Raw genomic sequence first — 20,843 nt, 5'->3', positions numbered from 1 at the left:
GCGCGGTGGACCCCACGGACAGCAGCATCACCGTATTGTTGGTGGCGACCGCCGTTTCCATCCAGGTCACCAGGCGCATCTGGGGGTGTACGGTGCCGAGAAAGTCCTGCATACCCTCGCGCGCGTAAGCGGCCTCCCGCCGTGCATGGGAAAACAGCTTGACGGTCGTGATGTTGGTGTAACTGTCCGCTATACGCCCGGTCATCATCGCCCTGGCACCGGCCTGGGCCTCGGATACCCGCTGCAGCCGCGGCAGGATGATATAAAGAATCACCCCGTACACCACAAGCCACAGGGCCAGGGGCAACATCAGACGGAAGTCGATCGCGGCGAACAAGGTCAGTACCGAGAGAAAGTACACCACCACGTACACCATGATATCCAGCAGCTTGATCACCGTGGTGCGCACCGCCAGAGCTGTCTGCATGACGCGGGTCGCTGGGTTGCTCCGCAACTCAGTTCGGGGTGTCAGTCAATGCTGACGAATCGCCCTTCGTCGACATGCTCGATGCGCACGTCGATCGTCGCGGTGATCTCCGCCCGCTCGGGCCATTCGATCACCGTGCAGAACGCGTCGGCGATCAACTCGTCGAGTTCATCAGGGACGGCGCGGTACGCGTCGAGGTGAAACACATCGCCGAGTGGCGTCGGATAGACCTGCAGCAGCGTGTACGTCGGGCTGGTCACTTGTGCCGGGTCACCGCCGAGCGCGCGGACGAGGCCGCGGGTGAAGGTCGTCTTGCCGGCCCCGAGGTCGCCGTGCAGCGCGACGACATCGCCGGCCCGCAAGGTCGCGGCGAGGTCGGCGGCGATGGCGTGGGTCTGTTCGGGGCTGCGGCTGATCACGCGAGGAAGCGTAGCCGCTGCTGCTCGGTCGGGAGCTTGCACGCCTCGACCTTGCCGAATACGCGGTAGCGAACCTTGGCGAAGCCGTCGTAAGCGAGGTCCCGTAGAAAGCGCGGCACGTACCGGAAGGCCCACGCCCAGCGCCACGGCCGCGGCAGGTGCTTGGCGAGCCGCAACGCTCCGTCGGACTTGAGCCAAACACCGCCGTCGTCGATTAGCACGAGCGAGTCGAAGTAATCCCTCGGCAGGTCGTGCTCCTCCAGCAATTGCCCGCCCTTCTCACCTTGCAGCGCGGCGAACTTCACCCGGCCGTCCGGATCGCGAGCGAGCACCCATCGCACCGTGCGGTCGCAGAAGCCGCACTCGCCGTCGTACAGGAGGATGGGTGGATTGGCGTCCACGCTAAGATGATACCTGGGGAAAAGGCAGAATGACCAAGGCCTTCGCGTTTCGGCCTTGGTCATTCTTTCGTCGTTCGGAAACTTGTCCTTCGGGTTTACACCGTCGCCGGTTCCTTCTTCTCTTCGACCTCGGCCTTAGCGTCGACCTTGCCGTAGTTGCGTGGCCGCGGCTTGATCAGCGACACGTCGACCTCGCCCCAGGCCACGTCGACGCTGCCGAAGTCCTTCGTGTCCGCCGGGGCCTGGTAGTTGGCGATCGTCGTCTTCAGGAACTGATCGTCGAGCCGCTCGGGGAACTCGGGCTTGTAGTGGGCGCCGCGCGACTCGTCACGCTGGCGGGCACCCTTCAGGATCGCCTCGGCGAGGACGATCATGTCCTTGACCGCGCGGGTGAACGAAAGGTTTTGGTTCGTCCACATGCCGGTGTCGCTGAGCTTGATCCGGCGATAGCGGTCCTTCCAGGACTCGGCCTCTTCGATCGTTTTGTCGAGCCGGTCGTTGTAGCGCACGACCGTGCAGTTGTCGGTCATGCTCTTGCCCATCTCCTGCCACAGGTGGTACGGGTTCTCCGTACCGTCGGCGTTGACGAGCCAGTCCATGCGGTCCTTCTCCTGCGTGACGGCGTCCGCGTACACCGAGTCCGGCACGTCGGCGGCTGGCGTCTCGGCGACGTCGTAGCAGTAGTTCTTCACGCCCAGCCCGCCGAACAAACCGTCGAAGATGCACGAGAGCAGCGAGTTTGCACCGAGACGGTTGGCCCCGTGGTACTGCACGTTGACCTCGCCCATGGCGTAGAGCCCGGGGATGTTGGTCATCATGTTGTTGGGCGCGCCGGTCGCGAGGCCGCCGGTCTTCTCGTCCTTGGTGAACTGCGTCCACAGCCCGCCCATCGAGTAGTGGATGGCGGGGAAGATCTTCATGGGTTCTTCGATGGGGTCGACGCCGACGAACTTGCGGTAGATCTCGAGGATGCCGCCGAGCTTCTTCTCGACGGCGTCGGCACCGATCTTGGCGACCTGGTCGGTGAGGTCGAGGTAGACCATGTTCTCGCCGCCGACGCCGTAGCCGTCGATGCAGGTCTGGAAGATCTCGCGAGTGGCGATGTCGCGCGGGACGAGGTTGCCGTACTTGGGGTACTTTTCTTCGAGGAAGTACCAGCGGTCGGCGGCCGGGATGTCCAGCGGGTGACGGGTGTCCTTCTTCTTTCGCGGAACCCAGACCCGGCCGCCCTCGCCGCGTGCGGATTCGGACATGAGCCGGCACTTGTCCTCGCCCGGGATGGCCGAGGGGTGGACCTGCATCATCTCGGGATTGGCGTAGGTGGCGCCCGCCTGCATGCAGCGCGAGGCGGCCCCGCCGGTGCAGATGACCGACATCGTCGACTTGCCGAAGATGAGCCCGTTGCCGCCGGTGGCCATGACGACCGCGTCGCCGCGGAAGCTGCGGATCTCCATCGTCCGCATGTCCTGTGCGACGATGCCGACGCACGAGCCTTCGTGCATAATCGGCCAGAGAAACTCCCAGAACTCGAACTTCTCGACTTTGTCCTCGGATTCGTAACGCCGGGTCTGTTCGTCGAGGGCATAGAGCAACTGTTGCCCGGTCGTAGCGCCGGCGTAGAAGGTACGCTTGAACATCGAGCCGCCGAAGAGACGCAGCGAACGCTGGCCTTCCTTGGTGCGGTTGAACGGCACGCCCATGCGGTCGAGCAGGTCGATGATCTTCGGGGCCATGTTGGCCATCTCGAGGATCGGCGGCTGGTCGGCCAGGAAGTCGCCGCCGAGCACCGTCTCGTCGAAGTGAATCCACTCGCTGTAGCCCTGCTGACGTGCGATGTCGTTGGTCGCGTTGATGCCGCCTTGGGCACAAACGCTGTGGCTGCGTTTGACCGGCACCATCGAAAAAAGCTTCACCTTGACGTCGAGTTCGGCGAGCTTGACGGCGCACGCAAGTCCCGCCAAACCACCGCCGACGACGATCACTTCTTTTTCCTGGGCGCTCATGCTTGAATCCTAACGGATGTTCGGGGTTGGGCTTTCAAATGCGATCGAACAAGTTTGGTTACTCGGTGACTGAATCGGGCAGTTGTTCGGCGAGAACATCATCGACAGCGGACTCAACATCGGCTTCGTGAGCCGTGCCATGCTCCGTGCTGGATGACTCGTCGTGGTGGCCGTGTGGGTTCTCCTGAACTTGCATCACGATTGCTGCGGTTTCCTCGTCGATCGGTGCCCGGACACCGCCGATGAGTGCCGCGAAGCCGCAGGCCGTCGTGAATCCGAACAGCCCGATGCACGCAAGGCCCCAGCGTTTTTGCGCGGTCTTCGTCGTGGTCAGGCCCCACGTGATCGCGGCGGTCCAGAACCCGTTGGACAGGTGGAACGTCCCAGCGAGGATGCCGATCGGGTAGACGATCGCCCACACCCACCAGAAAGCCTGCAGATGCATCGCCGTCGACTCCGTCGCATAGGTGTGCGGCACGAACGTGAAGATGGTTCCGCCCATCTTCATGCTGATGACGTGGAACGCGATGAAGAAAACAAGGATGATCGCCGAGACGCGCTGGGCCAGATAGAACCAGTTCTTGGTAAATCCGTAGTTGCCGACATTGGGTACGCCGGTGACGGTGATGTAGATGCCGTAGATCGTGTGGTAGATCAACGGCATGAGGATCGCCGTCCACTCGATCGCGATGAGCCAGGGCAGCGAGTGAATTTTGTCGACCTGCTGCTGGAACACGGTCGCCCCGGCCGCGCCGCGTGTGCCCTCGAGGAGCGTCGCGTTGACCAGCAGGTGAACGACGATGTAGCCGCCGAACAGAATGCCCGTGAGCGAATGAAGCCGGCGAAACAGAAAGTGGTACTGTCCCCCGATCATCGGCAACGCGGAAGACCCGGCACTTTTCTTGGCCGACGCAGCGGCTGGTGGGTTGGCAGTCGTCATGGCTGTCGCATCCTAGCGTGACGAATTGCCCCGCCTTTTCAACCTCGGCGAACGACCGTCAATGACCATGCGACTCTTCGACGCACATCTCGATTTGGCCTGGAACGCAACCCAACGCGGAAGGGACGTGACCACGCACGCCTCCGACCAGCCGTACGTCGACAACGAGACCGCCACCGTCGGATTACCGGACCTGTGCGACGGCGGTGTCGGCGGCGTCTGTGCCACGCTCTTTGCCGACCCGGACCATGACACGCCGGTCCATGCCCAGGCGATCGAGCAACTGGTCTGGTACGCCAACTGCCCGGGGTTGCACGTCGTCCGCGGGCCGGAAGACCTGGACCGAACCGACGTCCTGCCGGCGGTGCTGCTGATGGAAGGTGCCGACCCGATCCGCGGCGTCGAGGATGTCGCGTGGTGGTTCGGGCGGGGCTTGCGAATGGTTGGGCTTGCCTGGTCCGCGACGCGCTACGCCGGCGGCACCGGACACCCCGGCCCACTCACCGATGCCGGCCACGCGCTCGTCGCCGAGTTCGATCGCCTGGGAATACTCCACGACGCGTCCCACCTTGCCGAGCAATCCCTTGACGACCTTCTCGACGCGACCGACGGGCCGATCTGTGCTTCGCACTCGAACTGCCGGGCGATCGTCGGCGACGATCCACGTGGCCGGCAACTCCCCGATCGACAGATTCGCGCCATCCTCGAACGCGGCGGCATCATCGGCACCGTGTTCTTCGACCGCTTCCTACTCCCCGAAGCCGAGCACGGTAAACGCCGCGCGACGCTTGCCGATGTCGTCGCGCACATCAGCAGGGTCTGCGATCTCGCGGGTAACACGACGCAAGCGGGCATCGGCACCGACATGGACGGCGGCCGCGGCCGCGAACACATCCCCAAGGAAATCGCCACCAGCGCCGACCTGCCTAAACTCGCCGACGCCCTCACCGACGCCGGCTTTTGCGACCGAGCGATCGCCGGCATCATGGGCGAGAACTGGCGAAGCTGGTTCAAGCGGCACCTGCGATGATCGTCACAAAGCGGTGAACGCGATCGCAAGCGCGACCACCACGAAGTACAGCACGATAAACGTGATGAGGATGATCGCTGCCAGTCGCCAGAAGTTTTTCTGTGCATTGAGGGCGGCATACAGGTCGTCGGTCTGCCGATTGCGGACGGTGCGTCCAATGGCGGCGAAGTAACGTATGAGCATCACGCCCAGCAAAATGTAAATGGCGGCACCAATGAAGTAACCCACGCCGATCCCGAGAAACATTGGCATGTCGCCCCCGCCGCCCGAAACACCGGCCATGATGATCAGGCCGAGGCTGCCAATCGCGAACAGTCCGCCACCGAGGAACATCAGAACAGCCCAGACCATGATCCAGGGTCGGGTGCCGGAGAGCGCCTGCACGCAACGCTCATCCGCGACGATACCGCCCCGCCCACCGCCGTCGTAGCCGAGGTCGATCGGACCCACGTTCTGTGGCTCGTGTGCGCTCATCCCCAAAGCATCGCGAGCCGGTCGGTACGTTGCAAATCCAACCGAGCCGTCATGCCGCGACCAAGCGAAACACGGTGATCTCAGGTTTGCACCAGTCTTTGCTGCGCATACCGTACGACAGGCCGCGGTTGACGTAGAGGTCTTTGCCCTCGGCAAGCGGGTAGTGGCCGGCGGTGAACGGGCGAATGGACTTGCGTAGCGGTCGGCCATGGGTGTGGCCGGCGAGCATCCACTGCCAGGGATGTTCGAGAAGTTCACGCGCGTTACGCGGATCATGGTTCAGGCAAACGCACGGCCCCGCCACGCCGTCGAACGCCACGTCCGCATCGAGTCGGCCGGTCCACAGATCATCGAGCCCGACGAGCATCAACCCGTCCGCGTCGAGCGATTCATTCTGAAGGACGGTCATACCCGCACGTTCGAGTGCCGCACGGAGCGAACGAGCCCGGCGTGAGCCGGCCGCTTCGTTGCGTTTGCCGCGAAGCGAGTAGTCGTGGTTGCCGAACGTGCAGACCGTCGGTGCGTCGATGCGTTTGAGCAGTCCGGCCACGCGGCGGTCGAACCGATAGCCACCGGTCACCAGGTCGCCGGTCACCACGACACGCCACGGGCGGAGTCGGTTCACCCGGTCGATCTGTTGGTGCAAGTAAGACTTGCCGACGACCGGACTGTGGTGCAGGTCGGAAATCTGCACGAGCCGCCGGCCGACCAACGTTTCGGGCAGATCCGGGATCGGCATGTCGAGCCGCTCCACATCGACCCACGCCGGGTGGTGCGGCAGGCTGTGCAGGCCGGTCAGCCCGAGGCGATTGAACGTCTGCCAGACGCCGAACCGGAGCCGGTGCGATCGTTTCCAGTCGGGGCTGTGAAGGATGCGCTTGAGGGCACTCATCGGCGGCGACGGGAGCGTAGGGACGCCCGCCACACTTGGCCTTTTTGCGCAACGTGATACATTGACGACCGTGCAAATGCCCGCTTGTGCACAAATGTGATGCACGATGGGTCGATTTGTGACCAAGAGGAGGCCTCATGACCGCAGAACCCGCGCCCGCCGAAACGACCCCGGCCGACGAACGCATCCCGCTCCACACCAAGGTCGCCGCCGGTGCCGGCGAGGGCGCGATCAACATCGGCGTCAACATTCCGCCGAACTTCAGCTTTCTAGTTTACAACCTCGGACTCGCGGTGAGTCCGACGTTGCTCGGCGTGGCCTTGTTCATTCCCCGTATCTGGGACGCGGTGATCGACCCGGTGATGGGCAGCGTCAGCGATAACTCCACGAGCAAGTGGGGACGCCGCAAGCCGTTCATGCTCATCGGGGCATTGCTGAGCATCGCTGGTATTTTTGCCATCTGCTATGTGCCCGGCGGGATCGACAATCAGTCGTGGTCAAACACCGAGTGGGGACCGGTCTTGAACTTCGGCTTCGCAACGCTCGACTTGAACGTTCCTCTCCGCGATTGGGCGTATGCAGGAATACTCACGTTCGTCTGCATCATCTTCTACACCTGCCTCACGGTTTTCGCGGTGCCCTACGGGGCGCTGACGATGGAACTCACGTCCGACTACGAAGAGCGAACGCGGGTCATGAGCTTCCGAACGCTCTTTACCTACTTGACTGGTTTCTTCTTGGCGTGGCTTTACCCGATCGTCAAAGCAAGTGAAGACACGCGGACCGGGGCGATCGTGGTGGGCTCGATTCTCGCGGTGCTGCTCGCCGTGATCATGTTCGCGCCGACGTTCTTCGTGCCTGAACGAACCAAACGCCGCGAGGCGGGCGGCGGGCTCGAAGACGTTCGCAAGCAGCCCAAGGTTGGCATCTGGAAGAGCATCGTCACGACGATCAAGCAGCCGATTCTGCTCATGATCGTCGCCGCGTACACGATCGGCTTCCTCGGCGTGATCATGGTGCTCAAACTCGGGCTGTACGTCGCCATCTTCCACGTCTACGGCGGCGGCGAGCAAGGCGAAACCGACGGGGCCTACATGCAGGGCTGGGCACAGACGTTTGCCATCATCATGGGTTTAATCACCGTCCTCATCATCAACCGGCTCGCAACCAAGGTCGAGAAAAAATGGCTGCTCATCGGCGCTCTCATGAGCAGCTTCATCGGCGGGCTACTCTCGTGGTGGCTCTACTCGCCGGACTTCGGCACGTTCAAGCAGATCATTCCGCTCTTTGGCGACTTCGGTAACGAGAGTTGGTACTTCTGGCTGCCGGACCGGATCAACTTCTGGTTCCATCCGCTGGCGATCAGCTTCGCGCTGATCTGGCCGGGGCTGGCTGGTTTGCTGATCATGTCCAACTCGATGATCGCGGACGTGTGCGACCTTGACGAGTTGAAGACCGGACAACGCCGCGAAGGGTCGTACTGGGCGGTGTTCAACTGGATTCAGAAGATGGCCATCGGCGTCGCCCTGCTCTTCTCAGGCGCGATTCTCGACTTGGTCGGTTATGTCAGCGAGGCCGGGGTTAAGACCCAGACGCTGGACGTGATCAACAATATGCGCTGGGCGTACATGCTCGTCGTCTGCGGTGGCGTTGGGCTTGCGGCGGTGATCGTGTTGTTCATCCCGCTCAACAAGCAGCGAATGGAAAACGTCCGAGTCGAGCTCGAGGCGAAACGTGCTGCCAACGACGTGTAAGTCTTTGAAGTTTCATGCAAACGCCGAACGGTGACCGGAGGGAGCTTCCTCCGGTCACCGCTCGGCGTTTCGGGTCTAGCGATCGACCTACGCCTCGACGAGTTCGTCCTCGTCAACGGGGTCTTCGTCGTATTCTTCTTCGGTGACTTCGCCGATGCCCTTGGCCACGAGGACTTTCTCGCGGATCTCCTGGGTCAGGTCGGGGTTCTCGTGAAGGAAGTTCTTGACGTTCTCGCGGCCCTGGCCGAGGCGGGTCTCGCCGTAGTTGAACCACGCCCCGCTCTTTTGCACCACGTTCGAGTCGACGGCGAGGTCGAGCAGGTCGCCCTCGTAGCTGATGCCGCGATCGAACATGATGTCGAACTCGGCCTCGCGGAACGGCGGCGCGACCTTGTTCTTGACAATGCGAGTACGGGTCCGGTTGCCGACGGCGGTATCGCCGTCCTTGATGCTGCCGGTGCGGCGGACGTCGATGCGGACCGAGGCGTAGAACTTGAGCGCCCGGCCGCCGGGGGTCGTCTCGGGGCTGCCGAACATCACGCCGATCTTCTCGCGGATCTGGTTGATGAAGATGACGGTGGTCTTGGAGCGGTTGATCGCCCCGGTGAGCTTGCGCAGGGCTTGGCTCATGAGCCGGGCCTGCAGGCCGACGTGGGCGTCGCCCATTTCACCTTCGATCTCGGCCCGCGGGATCAACGCCGCCACCGAGTCGACGACGATCACGTCGACGGCGTTGGAGCGGACCAACAGCTCGCAGATTTCCATGGCCTGCTCGCCGGTATCGGGTTGGGAGACGAGCAGGTCGTTGACGTCAACGCCGATCCGCTTGGCCCAAGTCGGGTCGAGCGCGTGCTCGGCGTCGATGAAGGCGGCAACGCCGCCGGACTTCTGGACCGATGCGACGGTGTGTAGCGCGAGCGTGGTCTTGCCGGAGGACTCCGGGCCGTAGACCTCGAGGACCCGGCCGCGCGGGATGCCATAGCCGCCGAGAGCGAGGTCGAGAGAAAGCGAACCGGTCGGGATGCCGTCGGTGATTTTCGTTTCGCCGTCGAGCTTCATGACCGAGCCTTTGCCGAACTGGCGCTCGATCTGCTGGACGGCCCGTGCGAGGGCGGCTTCACGGTTGGAACGGTCGGCGGTTAACTCGGACGCGGCGACCTTCGAGGAGGAAGACGAACGTGGCATGGGAATGCCCTTTCATTGTTGTGCCGGATACGCCAGTCTTGCTGGCCAGCGGCAGCTGTGACTCTGGGGGGTGCGGCCGGAGGCATCCGTTGCCCGCGTCAGCATGTTCAATGAAGTGAACACGCCTGAAACCGCGACCGAACTCGACGGGAGTCACACCGCCCCTGTTCGGTCTTGAACAAACATGTTAGGAACATCGTCGGGTGAACGGAAGTCGAAAATGCAGAAAAATTCGTGACGCAGGGCGGCGCTGTCGGCGGGTGGATCAGCGGCTAACGCCGCAGCGTGGTCACCTACATTGTGAAGATGGAATGGTTGGAGCGATTCAAATCAGAAACCGCAAACGTCCGGCCGTTGATCGCACAAGTTGCGACGAGCGCCGACGGCGGATTGCCGCGCTGCCGATCAATCGTGTTTAGGGGTTGGACCGACGCGGACGGTTTCTCCGAAGGCGAACAGATGATCTTCGTTTCGGACCGGCGGAGCCGAAAGAACGCCACGCTGGATCGAGCCAACGGGATGGAGGCGTGCTTCTGGATCGAGTCGAAGCGTGTGCAGTGGCGGATCGCGGGCGTCGTCGAGGTTTGTGGAAAGTCCGCAGGCGGCGACACGGCCGGGGGCTTTCGCGAGAGTGTCTGGCGTGGCCTGTCGGATACGGCCCGGGCCTTGTTTTTCTGGCCGGCCTCGGGAGAGCCGCGCAATGACGATGGCGAGTTCCCCGAAACCATCGACGCGGACACCCCGATCCCGGAAACCTTTGAAGTGCTGGTGCTCGCGCCTCTCGAAGTCGACCGCCTCGATCTGAACCCACATCCGCACCATCGACGACGCTGGGTGATCGAGAACCAGCAGTTCGTCGGCACCGACGTGAATCCGTGATGCCTACCGTTGCTGCCTTGCGTTTCTTGCCGCACAACTTGCCGGACGTCGTCATCGCCACGCTGACCGAGCTCGGCCACACGCATGAGCCGGTCCCGCCGGCGGACTTGCAGCCGCTGGAGCTGTTCAAGATTTGCCGGTCGATGCAGGCGGAGCTGCTTACAGCCGACCACGATCTCGCGGAGCAGGCATCGATCGCCATGCTCGGCAAGACGCGGCTGGCGGTGTACCTGCGTGAGCCGACGCCGGACGCGGTGCGGAAGCTCTTTGATCGGTTCAAACGACTCACGCCAGGCCGGCTTTACACGGCGACGGCAAGCAACGCGAAGGTGCGTCAACTTTCGCAGTGATGACCGTCCAACCGCGTTGCAGAGCAACGCAGCTTCGCGCCCATTTACTTTCAACTTCAGACTTACACCCATGTCCCTACTCGTCACCGGATCGCTCGGACTCGACACGATTGAAACCCCCGCCGGCCGGCGAGACGATGTCATCGGCGGAAGCGCCGTCTACTTCGCGTATGCCGCGGCTTTCTTCGCTCCGGTCCGGCTCGTCGGCGTCGTCGGCGAGGACTATCCGCATGAGCTGGGCGAGGTCTTCGGTGAACAGCCGGTCGACCTCACCGGTCTGGAGAAGCGCGCCGGCAGCAAGACCTTCCGCTGGCACGGCAGCTACGTCGACGACCTCAACGAAGCCGTCTCAATCAACACTGACCTGAACGTCCTCGCCGAGGCCGCCCCGACGATCCCCGACGCCTACGCCGACAGCAAGTACGTCTTCCTCGCCAACACCCACCCGGCGCTCCAAGCCGACATGCTCGACAAGCTCGGCGACGTCACGCTCAGCGTCGCCGACACGATGAACCTGTGGATCACGACCGAGCGCGACGCCCTGCTCGCTTTGCTCAAGAAGATCGACGGCCTGGTGCTCAACGATGGCGAGGCGAAGCTGCTGACCGAGAAGAAAAACATGGTCGGGGCCGCGCGGGACGTGCTGGCGATGGGGCCGAAGTTCGTCGTGATCAAGAAAGGCGAGCACGGTTGCCTGATGGCGTGGGCGGATCAGAACGGCTCGACGCCGACGGAGATGCAGACCTTCACGCTCCCCGCCTACCCGACCGACAAGGTCATCGACCCGACCGGCGCCGGCGACAGCTTCGCCGCAGGCATGATGGGCTACCTCGCCACGCAACGCTCGCTCTCGGCTCCGACGATCAAACGCGCCCTCGCCTTCGGCACTGTCGTCGCCAGCTACACCATCAGCGACTTCTCCCTCGACGGCTTGCAAGCCACCACCCGCATCGCAATCGACGAGCGCTACGAAAAGCTGAAGGCGGCGATGTCTTTCTGAGTCGGTTCGGAATGTGCGGCTCGCCAGATGTGTCATTTCGTGATACGTTGCCGGTGCCGTCATGCCCGAGCGACCGCTTTATGAAATGATCAACGACGCGTGGTTCCAGCTTTCGGGACAGATCCCGATGGCGCCACGGCCGTTCTATGTCGGGCGTGGTTTGGCCTATCGGCCAGAGTGCGACAGCCGAACCAATCCGCAAGACCCCATGCCCGGACACGCGGTCGTGAAGATCTCGCTGAGCCACGGCGGGATCGGTTGTGGCGGTGCAAACATGCGACCGGTGCGTTTGCAGCCCGGCATGGCCGTCCTGCGCGAGATCGGCGAGACCGACGTGTGGGACGCTTACGACGTGAAGCACAACGGGCCGTGGGAATACATGGGCCTGATCTTCGCCGGCAGGTCCGCACTGGCGACGGCGCGTGGTATTGCCAAGCGTCACGGACGCATTTTCAGCTTCGACCTCAACGGCCTGTTCGTCAAACGCCTGCTGGCGTTGGCCCGCGAGCCCACCCATACCGTGCGAATGACGGGTTCCGAGGGCATGCAGTTGGTGCAGGAACTGCTCCTGCACATGGCCGTCAACGCCGAGACATCGATCCGCAGCGCCCCCCGCCCCCAACTCGCCGCGGCGGTCGAGAAGGTCATCAGCGGCCAACTCAGCTACACGTTTTCCATCACCGAACTGGCCGACATGCACGACGTGTCACGTGAGCATCTCACCCGCGCGTTCAAGCATCAGTACGGCATTCCGCCGGCGCAGTATGCGACGCAGTTGAAAATGCGCGAGGCGTGCCGGCGTCTGCGTCAGACCGATGAGCCGATCAAGTCGATCATGAACGCGGTCGGCTTCACGAGCCGCGCGACGTTCGCCCGGCTCTTCCGTTCGTTCGCAGGCACAACGCCCGGCGAGTTCCGGCGAGACAAGAACCGAAAGGCTCCGCTCACCTGAACCCGCCGGGCGTTTGTTCAAAACACCGGCGTATCAAAGCGTGACTACTCCGGCTTCGGTCGCAAGCGAAGTTCGACGCTGTCGGTGATCACCAAACCCAGTTTAGTTTGCAAGACGTCCTTGCGGACACTCTTAACCAAGTGGTGTTCGGTGCCGCCGTTGTGGAAGCTGCCGACCTGGAAGGCGGTGCCGCCGGATTCGAGCGGGAAGACTTGGAAGTTCTGATCGCCGTTGCTATCGACCGACAGCGCGACGCCTTCGGCGTTGGTCAAGCTGCCGGCGAGGATGCCGAACTTGGTGGCGCGGAAATCGTTGGTGCTCGTGATGGCCGGGTTGTCGGTGTTGATCAGGTCCTGGCTCCACGGCCAATCGCTGCGGTCATCTTTCTTCCACGCACGCCGGGCGTCGAGGGTGGAGGTATCGCCGTACCGCGTCGCGGTGCCGACGGGTCGACCGATGTGGGTCTCGGGGTACGCGGTCCACAGCGCGCGGTCACGATCACGCCGCCAAGAGACGGTCTCGAACCCTTCGGTAGTCTCGAACAGCACGCCGGTCTGGAAGAGATCAACGATGCGGTCTTCGGTCCAGGTGGCCTGCCATTCGACGGTGAGCGTGCCGTCGCCGCCGAAGTGCATGCGGTACTCGACGTCGGCGTAGTTGTAGCTGCCGGTCACACGGACGATCGGCTCGGTGCCCTCGATGAGTTCGACGGAGTCGGCTTCCCATTCGTCGAGGACATTGGTGACCGGCTCGCTGTTCTTGGGCCAGCCGGCATCACCGCTCTTGCGCAGCACCGGGTACGGGCCGCTGGCGATGACCTGCGTGCCATCGACGCTCGCGTTCGTGAGCTTACCGGTTTCCATGTCGATGCTGAACGAGACGCGGTCGTTGGCGAGCGTGGTCACGTTGCCCTCGGTGACGATCTCCAGCGCTGCCGCGTCGACGATCGTCGGCAACGGCTCGGGGCGATCCAGGACAAACTCGTGCTCATCAATCACGCGACCACGCGGGTCGGTGAGGGTGATCCGCAAGGGTTCTTCAACGTCGGGGTTGAACGGCACCTCGATCGGCCCGATCTCGCCGGGCCGCAGGCTTGCTTCGACCTCGCCGGAGAATTTGCCCTGCTTGTAGTCGATCGTTAGGTCAGCCAGGTCGAGAATGCTGTGGCGGTTCTCGACGATGAACTGGATCGCCTCGGGACGAATCTTCGGCTTATTGAGATCGACCGGCCGATGGACCACGTCCAGCAGCGGCACCGGCGAGTAACCCTTCTTCACGATCCATGCCGTGTCGTTGGGCTGACGCCAAAGGTCCCAGTGGCCGAAGTCGAAGTCACGCCAGATTCCGCGCAGCGGCGTCGAGCCGAAAATCATCCCGCCGGCGACATGCGGGTGGTTGTAGGTCTCGTTGACGTGGGCTTTGACGTAATGGCCCCAGTACTCGAACACGCCGGGGTCGAAGGCCTTTTCGCTCCAATTGTTCCAGTGAACATGTGCCCACTCGGTGAACATGATCGGTTTGTCGGTGGGGAAGCGTTCCCAGTCGCCGCCGACAATGGCCGTGTCGTCTTCGGTCACTCGGCCCCACCGTGGGTAGTGGTCGTCGTTGAACGTGAGGCCAGGCTTGTCGATGCCAATGCGGAAGTCGGAGCCGAAGAACACCATGCGGGTCGGGTCTTCTTTGGCAATGCCGAAGGCGGCACGCTCGAAGTACTCGTAGTACGGGCTCTCGTTGCCCAGCCCCCAGGTAAGGACCGACGGGTGACTGCGATAGGTCTCGAGGGTGACGGCGGCGACCTTCTGGTACGGCTCCATCATCAGCCGGTTGTCGCCCTTGTCCTTCCAGGGGCCGTCGCTGTAGATCATCGCGAGGGTCGGCACCTCGATGGTGGTGAACATGCCGAACTCATCCGCTGCTTCCATGTACGCCATGTTCGGCGTCGGCCAGGGTCGCATGGAGTTGTGGTTCGTGTCGACGAACAAGTCCACGTCGTCGCGCAAGACTTGATCCGGCGGCGAGTGGTCATGGCCGAGGTAGGTCGTGTGGTAGTTGTTGGCTTTGACCTTGAACGGCGCGCCGTTGACGGTCAGCACGCCGTCACGGTTTTCGACCTGCACAAAGCCCATGCGTCGCTCGGAGGCCATGACGGTCTCGCCGTCGCGGCTGAAGGTCAGCGTTGCGTCGTAGAGATTGGGCGTTTCCGGATGCCAGTGCTTGGGCGACTCGACCGGCACCTTCATCGTCAGGTGATGCGTCTTGCCAGCGGGAATCTCGGGCAGTTCGACCGTTTGATCGGCAAGCCCGTCGATCGCGAACGTCAACGCCCCGCCGCTCATCGGTGCGTCGGACTGGTTGGCCACCGCGGCCAGGACTTCGACGGTCGCATTCTCGAAGGCTTCATCGAAAATCGTCTGCACGTGGAAACGCGCGAGGTTCACCGGTGGCAGTGCCATGAGCGTGACGTCGCGGCCCATCCCGCCGAACTCGCGATTGTGCCAGTGCGTCGGGTAGCTGCGCTCCATCGTGACGACCAGCTCCTGCGTGCCGTCGGTGATGGCGTCGGTGATGTCGAACTCGGCGGGCAGGAAGGCGTGTTCGCTCGTGCCGACGAGTTCGCCGTTGAGGTAGACCTTGGCCAGTCCGTCGAGGGTGCCGAAGTGCAGGACAATACGTGAACCGCCCCATTCGGCAGGGACGTCGAAGGTGCGTGCCCAACCGACGGGCTTGCCGAACTCCCGTTCCATCGGTTCGAAGCCGTTGGCGGCGGGCGACCCCGGGACGGTCATTTCGTCCCAGGTTTCGACGCCGGCGATGGTGCCGTTGAAGCCTTCGGGCAGACGGTTACGGAAATTCCACGTGCCGTTAAGGGACATGCTGAACGCTTCAAGCCCGGCGATGCCGGTGATCGGCGGGGTGAGTCGAACCGGCGGCAGAACGGACGCCTCGATGTCGGCCTGTAGCTCGGGGCTGCGGGCCTCACGATCGGCAAGACCGGCACGTTCGCCGATATTTGCCGGCCCTTCCCGGTAGCCGGTCGTGTTCTCGGGAACGTCGACCGTTTCGGCCGAGGCCGCGGACGTTCCAGCCAAGGCCGCCAAGGCGGCGATGACAATCACTGTCTGCGACATGCGGCGATCGGGATGTTTGACTTTGCTCCGTTTGCGTGACATAACGGTTCTCCTCGGAAAGTTGTCGGGTGAAGGTTTTCGGCCCGTCTACGGGCGATAATCCGGCATTCTGCCAAGCTCTCACACGATGGCGACCCCAAACTCTCACATATGTCACTATCTGAAACGCAAACTCACAATGCGCCACTTGTACGCATCACCTGACTGCGGCATCTTTTAAACCTGACAGAGGAGGCTCCGCGTCGGACCGATGTTCGACAACCCGCGATCGGGCGAGCTTTCTCAACCGCTCACTCCACGCTCCCTTGAGGAGGAGAAACCATGAAGATCACTTCACTTTGCATTGCAGCCGCCGCGGCCCTGACCGTCGGGTCCATGGCGTCTGCCCAGATCGTTGTCGACGATTTCAACCGTACCGCTGACTCCGGCACCGGTTGGGGCGCGACCACCGGCGGAACTGCCGGCGTGCAGAACTGGATCCCCGGTGACGTCGGCGGTGTCAACGGTGAGGCCGGCACATTCGTCAACAATCGCATCATTCTCGACTACAACCTCGCGACCGACCCAAACGTCATCGCTGGTGGCGGCTTTGTCGTCAACTGGCAGGTCAACCCGACCGACGGCGATGATTCGGTCCCGCCGAACAGCGGCACCGGCCGTGAGTTTGCCGGCATCGCGCTTTCCGACACCAACGACCTTGTTGAGTTCGGTGGTGCCGGTGCGGTCACCAACGCGGGCAACGACGCTCTGCGTTACGCGGTCTTGCCTCGCAACAGTGGCTCGGCCGGTATGCTCACCCGCACCGCCGGCAACGTCCGCACGCTCGTCGCCACAGGCAACCCCGACGTCGGTGCGTTCAACGAGTTCGTGTTCGACCAGCCGACCTTCGACCTATATTCCGGTCAGTCCCCGCTGCCCGACCCGTTTGTAAATGACACGTTCTACGATGTGTCGATTGAAGTTGTCGGCGACTTCTCTGCCGGCAGCATCGTGTTGGTGACCACCACCGTTAACGGTGCAGTCATGCCGACCGAGAGCATCGAGTGGATCGATGCTGACTCGGCGTTCCTGTCGGCAGTCGCCTTCAACGGCGAGCACCAGTACGACAACCTCAGCATCTCGGCGCTCGTGATTCCCGAGCCGGCTTCGCTCGGACTTCTGTCCGTTGCCGGTCTTGGCCTGATGCGTCGCCGTCGCGCATAACACTCGGTCGCCGGCCGGTTGACCCCGGCCGGCGATCCTTGGGCATCCCGCCCTCCACACAACTTCCTGATTCGTTCCGAACTTCATTGCCAATTGAGGAGGCAATCATGCGTAGACCCACGCAACGTAACCGTCGTGGCTTCACCCTTGTAGAGCTACTCGTCGTGATCGGCATCATCGCGCTGCTGATTTCCATTCTGCTCCCCTCGCTTCAATCCGCACGCCGGTCGGCCAACAACGTCAAGTGCCTGAGCAACGTCCGCCAGGTCGGCACGGCCTACCAACTCTGGCTGTCGGAAAACCAGTTCCGTGCGTTCGCGGACTACAGCCCCGACAACCTTCAGGGTCAGGTGCTTTTGCCCCAGATTCTGACCAATGCCGGCTACATCAACCTCACTCGTAACGAGCCGACAGACACGGGCGCGCCCTCGATCGGTAAGATCGAGCCTGAGATCGCCTACTGCCCAGAAACGGATCAGCTCGGTGTTCTGCCCATTGGCACCGTCGCGACGATCGGTAACGCCAACACCTACTGGCAGAAGACCTTCGGTAGCGTCTTCTCCGAAGGCTCCTACACCTACAACGCTTGGCTCAGCAATGACAAGCGGTATGCACCGCCGGGCATTCCCAACGCGTTCAACGCGTGGGTGGCCGAGGACCGCGGTGATGGCCAAGAGCGCCGCACCTACTTCTACGACAGCCACAGCCGCGCTACTGACAGCAGTAACGTCCCGCTATACGGCGACGGTATCTGGGCCGAAACGACCCCGACCTTCACCAACCAAGTGTCGACCACGGACGTCGATCCGTTCGGCGTTCACCCGACGGTGATGAACCCCACCGCCACGATGAACCGGAGCTACCTGAGCCGTCACCCCGGCTCGCGCTCGATCAACTTCGCGTTCCTCGACGGCAGTGCACGCGGCGTCGAACCGCTCGAGCTCTGGCAGCTCGATTGGCATGAGGACTACGAGCCGGTCGAAGACCCGATCGAAGACAACGGCTTCCTGCCCTGATGTGCATCCTCCTCTAACCGGGTGATCGCTTGACCGCGATCACCCGATTTCCACCGCCGCACATCCCTATATCTGGAGCGATCCGTGAAGTGCCCGCCCAACATACTGCTGCTGATGACCGATCAGCAGCGTGCGGATACGGTCTCTGCCCTGGGCAATCCAATCATCCGCACGCCGGTGCTCGATCGGCTGACCCGGGAAGGCACGAGCTTCACTCGGTGCTACACCCCCAGCCCGGTTTGCGTCTCGGCGCGATGCGCATTGATGACAGGACTTGCCCCGCATGTAAGCGGTTGCGTCGACAACATGCCGATGCCCACCGACGTGCCGACGCTGCCGGCTCGCCTCGGCATGTCGGGCTACCAAACGCACGGCATCGGCAAGATGCACTTCAACCCGGACAGCACCGCCGCTTGGGGTTTTGATTCGCGCGACATCTCCGAGGAGATGCCCAGCTCCGACGACGACTACGTCGACTTTCTCTGTGAGAATGGCTTTGACCATGTGACCGAGCCGCATGGCGTGCGGAGCGAGTTTTACTACGTCCCACAACCATCGCAGCTGCCGACCGCGCTGCACCACACGCACTGGGTGGCGGACCGTTCGATCAAGTACCTTCGAGAGCGCGACACCAGCCGTCCGTTCTTCTTGATGTCGAGCTTCATCAAGCCGCATCCGCCGTTTGAGAATCCTTCTCCCTTCGACAAGCTCTATCGCGGCCCCGACATGCCCGGCCCGCTGCGCCGGCGCGAAGAGCAACAGTTGTGGACTTACTGGAACCGTGTCCAGAATCGCTACAAGTACGCCGACGCCGGTTTCGATTTGCGTCTTGCGCAGCTTCGTCAGTCCGCGTACTACGCGGCGATCAGCTTCATCGACCAACAGATCGGCCGGATCATCGACTCGCTCGGCGATGCCATCGACAACACATTGATCCTCTTCACCGCCGACCACGGCGAACTGCTCGGGGACTATGGCTGTGTCGGCAAAAGATCCATGCTCGATGCTGCCGCGCGGATTCCGATGATCGCTCGCCTTCCGGGCGTCTTCAAACCCGGCCGGCGCTGCGAAGCGGCGACATCGTTGCTCGACATCATGCCCACATGTCTGGCTCGTGCCGAAACGGACACCGGAGAGGTCTCCGGTGACGGCAACGATCTGGCATCGGTGGCCGCTGTACCTGACCCGGACCGGACCGTTTACGCACAACTGCAACGCGGCCGTTACGGCCTGTACATGGCGGCCAACGCGAAGCAGAAGTTCGTCCGCTCCGCTGCCGACAATCGTGAGTGGCTCTTTCACGGAACGGCGGAAGACAACCCCGACGAGTTCGCCCATTGTGTCGACACTGGCAAGTCGGTCGCGGACAACACGCTCGCGGCATCTCTCCGCCAACGCTTTACCGAAGCCGGGTATACCGAAGCGGTCGCTGACAATCGTTGGGTCGGATACCAACCGCCCGAGTTTCCGGAGGCGACGGATTCGGGTCTGTTGTTTCAAGACTCGCAGGACTTGGAGTCACAACTTCGCTCCATCGGCGACGGTTACGCCCGTGAGGGTTACGTTGGCGGAACTGAATTGCTCGACACGCCCCGCCCGTTCGAAAAGCCTGGCGACCACGGACAGGAAGGCACCCCGGCACCCAAGCCCAAACGCCAACGGGTCAAACCGGTCGTTCCCGCCATGCGGTCGATCAGCGTTGAAGGCGTCAACTAATTTTTCGTTTCCGTAGGCCGTACTCGTTTTCACCGCCGACGCTTGCGGCGGGTCGGGCGTAGCGTTTCGCTGACCATTGGTGCCGGCTCCGCGCTACCTTCCATTTGCTCGGTGATGATCGGCGCGAGCGCTTTGATCCGTTCGGCCAGTTGGTGTTGCTGCGTGGCGATCTCGCGATTGAGCGAGCCGATCGCGCGGTCATCGGCGCGGAAGATATCCCCCGTCAGCGTCCGCGCGATCGCCGACTCGACGTACTGCGTTCGTCCGGTTTCGACCCAGTCGGCACGAACCGTCACCGCGACGCCCCCCTCGCCAAGCGTGAGCAGCCCCCATCGCGGTGGCAGGTCTTTCTTTTTGATCAACCCCGCCGGGGCGATGACATAGTGCAGGTTCGCCATGGGCGTCAGGAGACAACTGCGAAACTTACCCAGCGCGGACTGGCCACGGAGCTTGCGTTGTAAGTTCGGAACGCCACGCTTGCGTTGCTTGGACTTCTGCTTGAGTGCGAACAGCATTTGTTGCCGTTCGCACATGTCACGCAGGAAGTCCGCCCGCGATGCTTTTGCCTCGACAAACACCGTCTGCGGGAGCGTGTACGGCACCGAGAGGTAGTTGTGATAAGGCCTGAAGTACCCTGTTCCGACCGCGTCGATAATGCCCAGCGGCGGCAGCCGAACCTCGGCCGCAATGCACCGGTATCCGCTGCGGCTCATCCACCGACACGCTTCCTTCTTCAAGGTTTTATGCAGTTGCGTTTCGCCGGCCACGCGCGCACTCCGTTGCAGGTGAAGACCGGCATCCGTGCCGGCTAGTCCGGTAATGTACCTTTACGTCACGCCCTGACAACGGTTCAGCAAAATCGATCGAACGCGTTGACGTTATGACGGGTCGATGCATAACGTACAGACTGATCGCGGGGTAGAGCAGCCTGAGCTGCCTCTGAGGATCTTTGCCCTTTTGGGTGATGCCCAGGAAGCGAATACCGGCACCTTCAAAGTGCTTCGGGCGAAGTTTGCCACCATGCTTGAGCGATACCGTGCGCGGGATTGGGACGGCGCGCTCACCGCCCTTTTG

Annotated in this window: 19 protein-coding genes and 1 pseudogene; 10 read left to right on the top strand and 10 right to left on the bottom strand. The window is 62.7% G+C overall.

What is annotated here, in order from left to right; all coding sequences use genetic code 11:
- From AAGD32_14975 to AAGD32_14955, 5 genes and pseudogenes are all read right to left on the bottom strand, one after another.
- Positions 1 to 439: pseudogene (locus AAGD32_14975) on the bottom strand (ABC transporter ATP-binding protein).
- A gap of 29 nt (positions 440 to 468) precedes the next feature.
- Positions 469 to 846, bottom strand: coding sequence for a tRNA (adenosine(37)-N6)-threonylcarbamoyltransferase complex ATPase subunit type 1 TsaE (gene tsaE / locus AAGD32_14970; GenBank protein MEM8875547.1), 378 nt, complete (start codon positions 844 to 846; stop codon positions 469 to 471).
- The gene (locus tag AAGD32_14965; GenBank protein MEM8875546.1) at positions 843 to 1,247 is read right to left on the bottom strand and encodes a thiol-disulfide oxidoreductase DCC family protein; all 405 of its coding nucleotides are present in this window, start codon (positions 1,245 to 1,247) and stop codon (positions 843 to 845) included. The genes tsaE and AAGD32_14965 overlap by 4 nt, the downstream gene beginning before the upstream one ends.
- A 95-nt stretch (positions 1,248 to 1,342) precedes the next feature.
- Positions 1,343 to 3,250 (bottom strand): succinate dehydrogenase flavoprotein subunit, encoded by a 1,908-nt coding sequence (sdhA, locus tag AAGD32_14960; protein MEM8875545.1) that lies wholly within the window; start codon positions 3,248 to 3,250, stop codon positions 1,343 to 1,345.
- Between the two features lie 58 nt (positions 3,251 to 3,308).
- Complete coding sequence (locus tag AAGD32_14955) at positions 3,309 to 4,190, bottom strand: hypothetical protein (GenBank protein ID MEM8875544.1); 882 nt, start codon at positions 4,188 to 4,190, stop codon at positions 3,309 to 3,311.
- 61 nt (positions 4,191 to 4,251) lie between these two features.
- On the opposite strand from AAGD32_14955, the gene AAGD32_14950 reads away from it, so the two are divergent.
- Positions 4,252 to 5,220 (top strand): membrane dipeptidase, encoded by a 969-nt coding sequence (locus AAGD32_14950; protein MEM8875543.1) that lies wholly within the window; start codon positions 4,252 to 4,254, stop codon positions 5,218 to 5,220.
- 3 nt (positions 5,221 to 5,223) lie between these two features.
- On the opposite strand, the gene AAGD32_14945 is transcribed toward AAGD32_14950, so the two are convergent.
- Both AAGD32_14945 and AAGD32_14940 read right to left on the bottom strand, forming a co-directional pair.
- On the bottom strand, positions 5,224 to 5,694 hold the full coding sequence (locus AAGD32_14945; protein MEM8875542.1) for a hypothetical protein: 471 nt from the start codon (positions 5,692 to 5,694) through the stop codon (positions 5,224 to 5,226).
- Positions 5,695 to 5,743: 49 nt separating this feature from the next.
- Positions 5,744 to 6,586 (bottom strand): metallophosphoesterase, encoded by an 843-nt coding sequence (locus tag AAGD32_14940; protein MEM8875541.1) that lies wholly within the window; start codon positions 6,584 to 6,586, stop codon positions 5,744 to 5,746.
- 137 nt (positions 6,587 to 6,723) lie between these two features.
- Here AAGD32_14940 and AAGD32_14935 point away from each other — a divergent pair, with 137 nt between their 5' ends.
- A complete protein-coding gene (locus AAGD32_14935) occupies positions 6,724 to 8,340 on the top strand; it encodes an MFS transporter (GenBank protein ID MEM8875540.1) in 1,617 nt (538 codons plus the stop codon).
- Positions 8,341 to 8,427: 87 nt separating this feature from the next.
- On the opposite strand, the gene recA is transcribed toward AAGD32_14935, so the two are convergent.
- Entirely contained in the window at positions 8,428 to 9,525 is a 1,098-nt protein-coding gene (gene recA, locus AAGD32_14930) for a recombinase RecA (protein MEM8875539.1), read from the bottom strand.
- Positions 9,526 to 9,831: 306 nt separating this feature from the next.
- On the opposite strand from recA, the gene AAGD32_14925 reads away from it, so the two are divergent.
- The 4 genes from AAGD32_14925 to AAGD32_14910 all read left to right on the top strand — a co-directional run bounded on the left by AAGD32_14925 (position 9,832) and on the right by AAGD32_14910 (position 12,706).
- Positions 9,832 to 10,404, top strand: a complete 573-nt coding sequence (locus AAGD32_14925; GenBank protein ID MEM8875538.1) for a hypothetical protein — start codon at positions 9,832 to 9,834, stop codon at positions 10,402 to 10,404.
- A 17-nt stretch (positions 10,405 to 10,421) separates the two neighbouring features.
- Positions 10,422 to 10,754, top strand: coding sequence for a hypothetical protein (locus AAGD32_14920; protein MEM8875537.1), 333 nt, complete (start codon positions 10,422 to 10,424; stop codon positions 10,752 to 10,754).
- Between the two features lie 70 nt (positions 10,755 to 10,824).
- Positions 10,825 to 11,754: a PfkB family carbohydrate kinase gene (locus tag AAGD32_14915; GenBank protein MEM8875536.1), complete on the top strand. Its 930-nt coding sequence runs from the start codon at positions 10,825 to 10,827 to the stop codon at positions 11,752 to 11,754.
- Positions 11,755 to 11,815: 61 nt separating this feature from the next.
- Positions 11,816 to 12,706, top strand: a complete 891-nt coding sequence (locus AAGD32_14910; protein ID MEM8875535.1) for an AraC family transcriptional regulator — start codon at positions 11,816 to 11,818, stop codon at positions 12,704 to 12,706.
- A gap of 44 nt (positions 12,707 to 12,750) precedes the next feature.
- Here the strand turns inward: AAGD32_14910 and AAGD32_14905 are convergent, their stop codons facing one another.
- Complete coding sequence (locus tag AAGD32_14905) at positions 12,751 to 15,834, bottom strand: glycoside hydrolase family 2 TIM barrel-domain containing protein (GenBank protein ID MEM8875534.1); 3,084 nt, start codon at positions 15,832 to 15,834, stop codon at positions 12,751 to 12,753.
- A gap of 321 nt (positions 15,835 to 16,155) precedes the next feature.
- Between AAGD32_14905 and AAGD32_14900 the strand changes: the two genes are divergently transcribed.
- The 3 genes from AAGD32_14900 to AAGD32_14890 all read left to right on the top strand — a co-directional run bounded on the left by AAGD32_14900 (position 16,156) and on the right by AAGD32_14890 (position 19,769).
- Positions 16,156 to 17,037, top strand: coding sequence for a PEP-CTERM sorting domain-containing protein (locus tag AAGD32_14900; GenBank protein ID MEM8875533.1), 882 nt, complete (start codon positions 16,156 to 16,158; stop codon positions 17,035 to 17,037).
- Between the two features lie 107 nt (positions 17,038 to 17,144).
- On the top strand, positions 17,145 to 18,053 hold the full coding sequence (locus tag AAGD32_14895; protein ID MEM8875532.1) for a prepilin-type N-terminal cleavage/methylation domain-containing protein: 909 nt from the start codon (positions 17,145 to 17,147) through the stop codon (positions 18,051 to 18,053).
- Between the two features lie 84 nt (positions 18,054 to 18,137).
- A complete protein-coding gene (locus AAGD32_14890) occupies positions 18,138 to 19,769 on the top strand; it encodes a sulfatase-like hydrolase/transferase (GenBank protein ID MEM8875531.1) in 1,632 nt (543 codons plus the stop codon).
- 29 nt (positions 19,770 to 19,798) lie between these two features.
- Here the strand turns inward: AAGD32_14890 and AAGD32_14885 are convergent, their stop codons facing one another.
- On the bottom strand, positions 19,799 to 20,536 hold the full coding sequence (locus AAGD32_14885) for a hypothetical protein (GenBank protein ID MEM8875530.1): 738 nt from the start codon (positions 20,534 to 20,536) through the stop codon (positions 19,799 to 19,801).
- Positions 20,537 to 20,660: 124 nt separating this feature from the next.
- On the opposite strand from AAGD32_14885, the gene AAGD32_14880 reads away from it, so the two are divergent.
- On the top strand, positions 20,661 to 20,843 hold a 183-nt coding region (locus AAGD32_14880; protein ID MEM8875529.1), incomplete at its 3' end, for a hypothetical protein.

Source organism: Planctomycetota bacterium (genome assembly GCA_039182125.1).
Taxonomy (GTDB): Bacteria; Planctomycetota; Phycisphaerae; order Tepidisphaerales; family Tepidisphaeraceae; genus JBCDCH01.
This window is presented reverse-complemented; position numbering and strand designations above follow the sequence as displayed.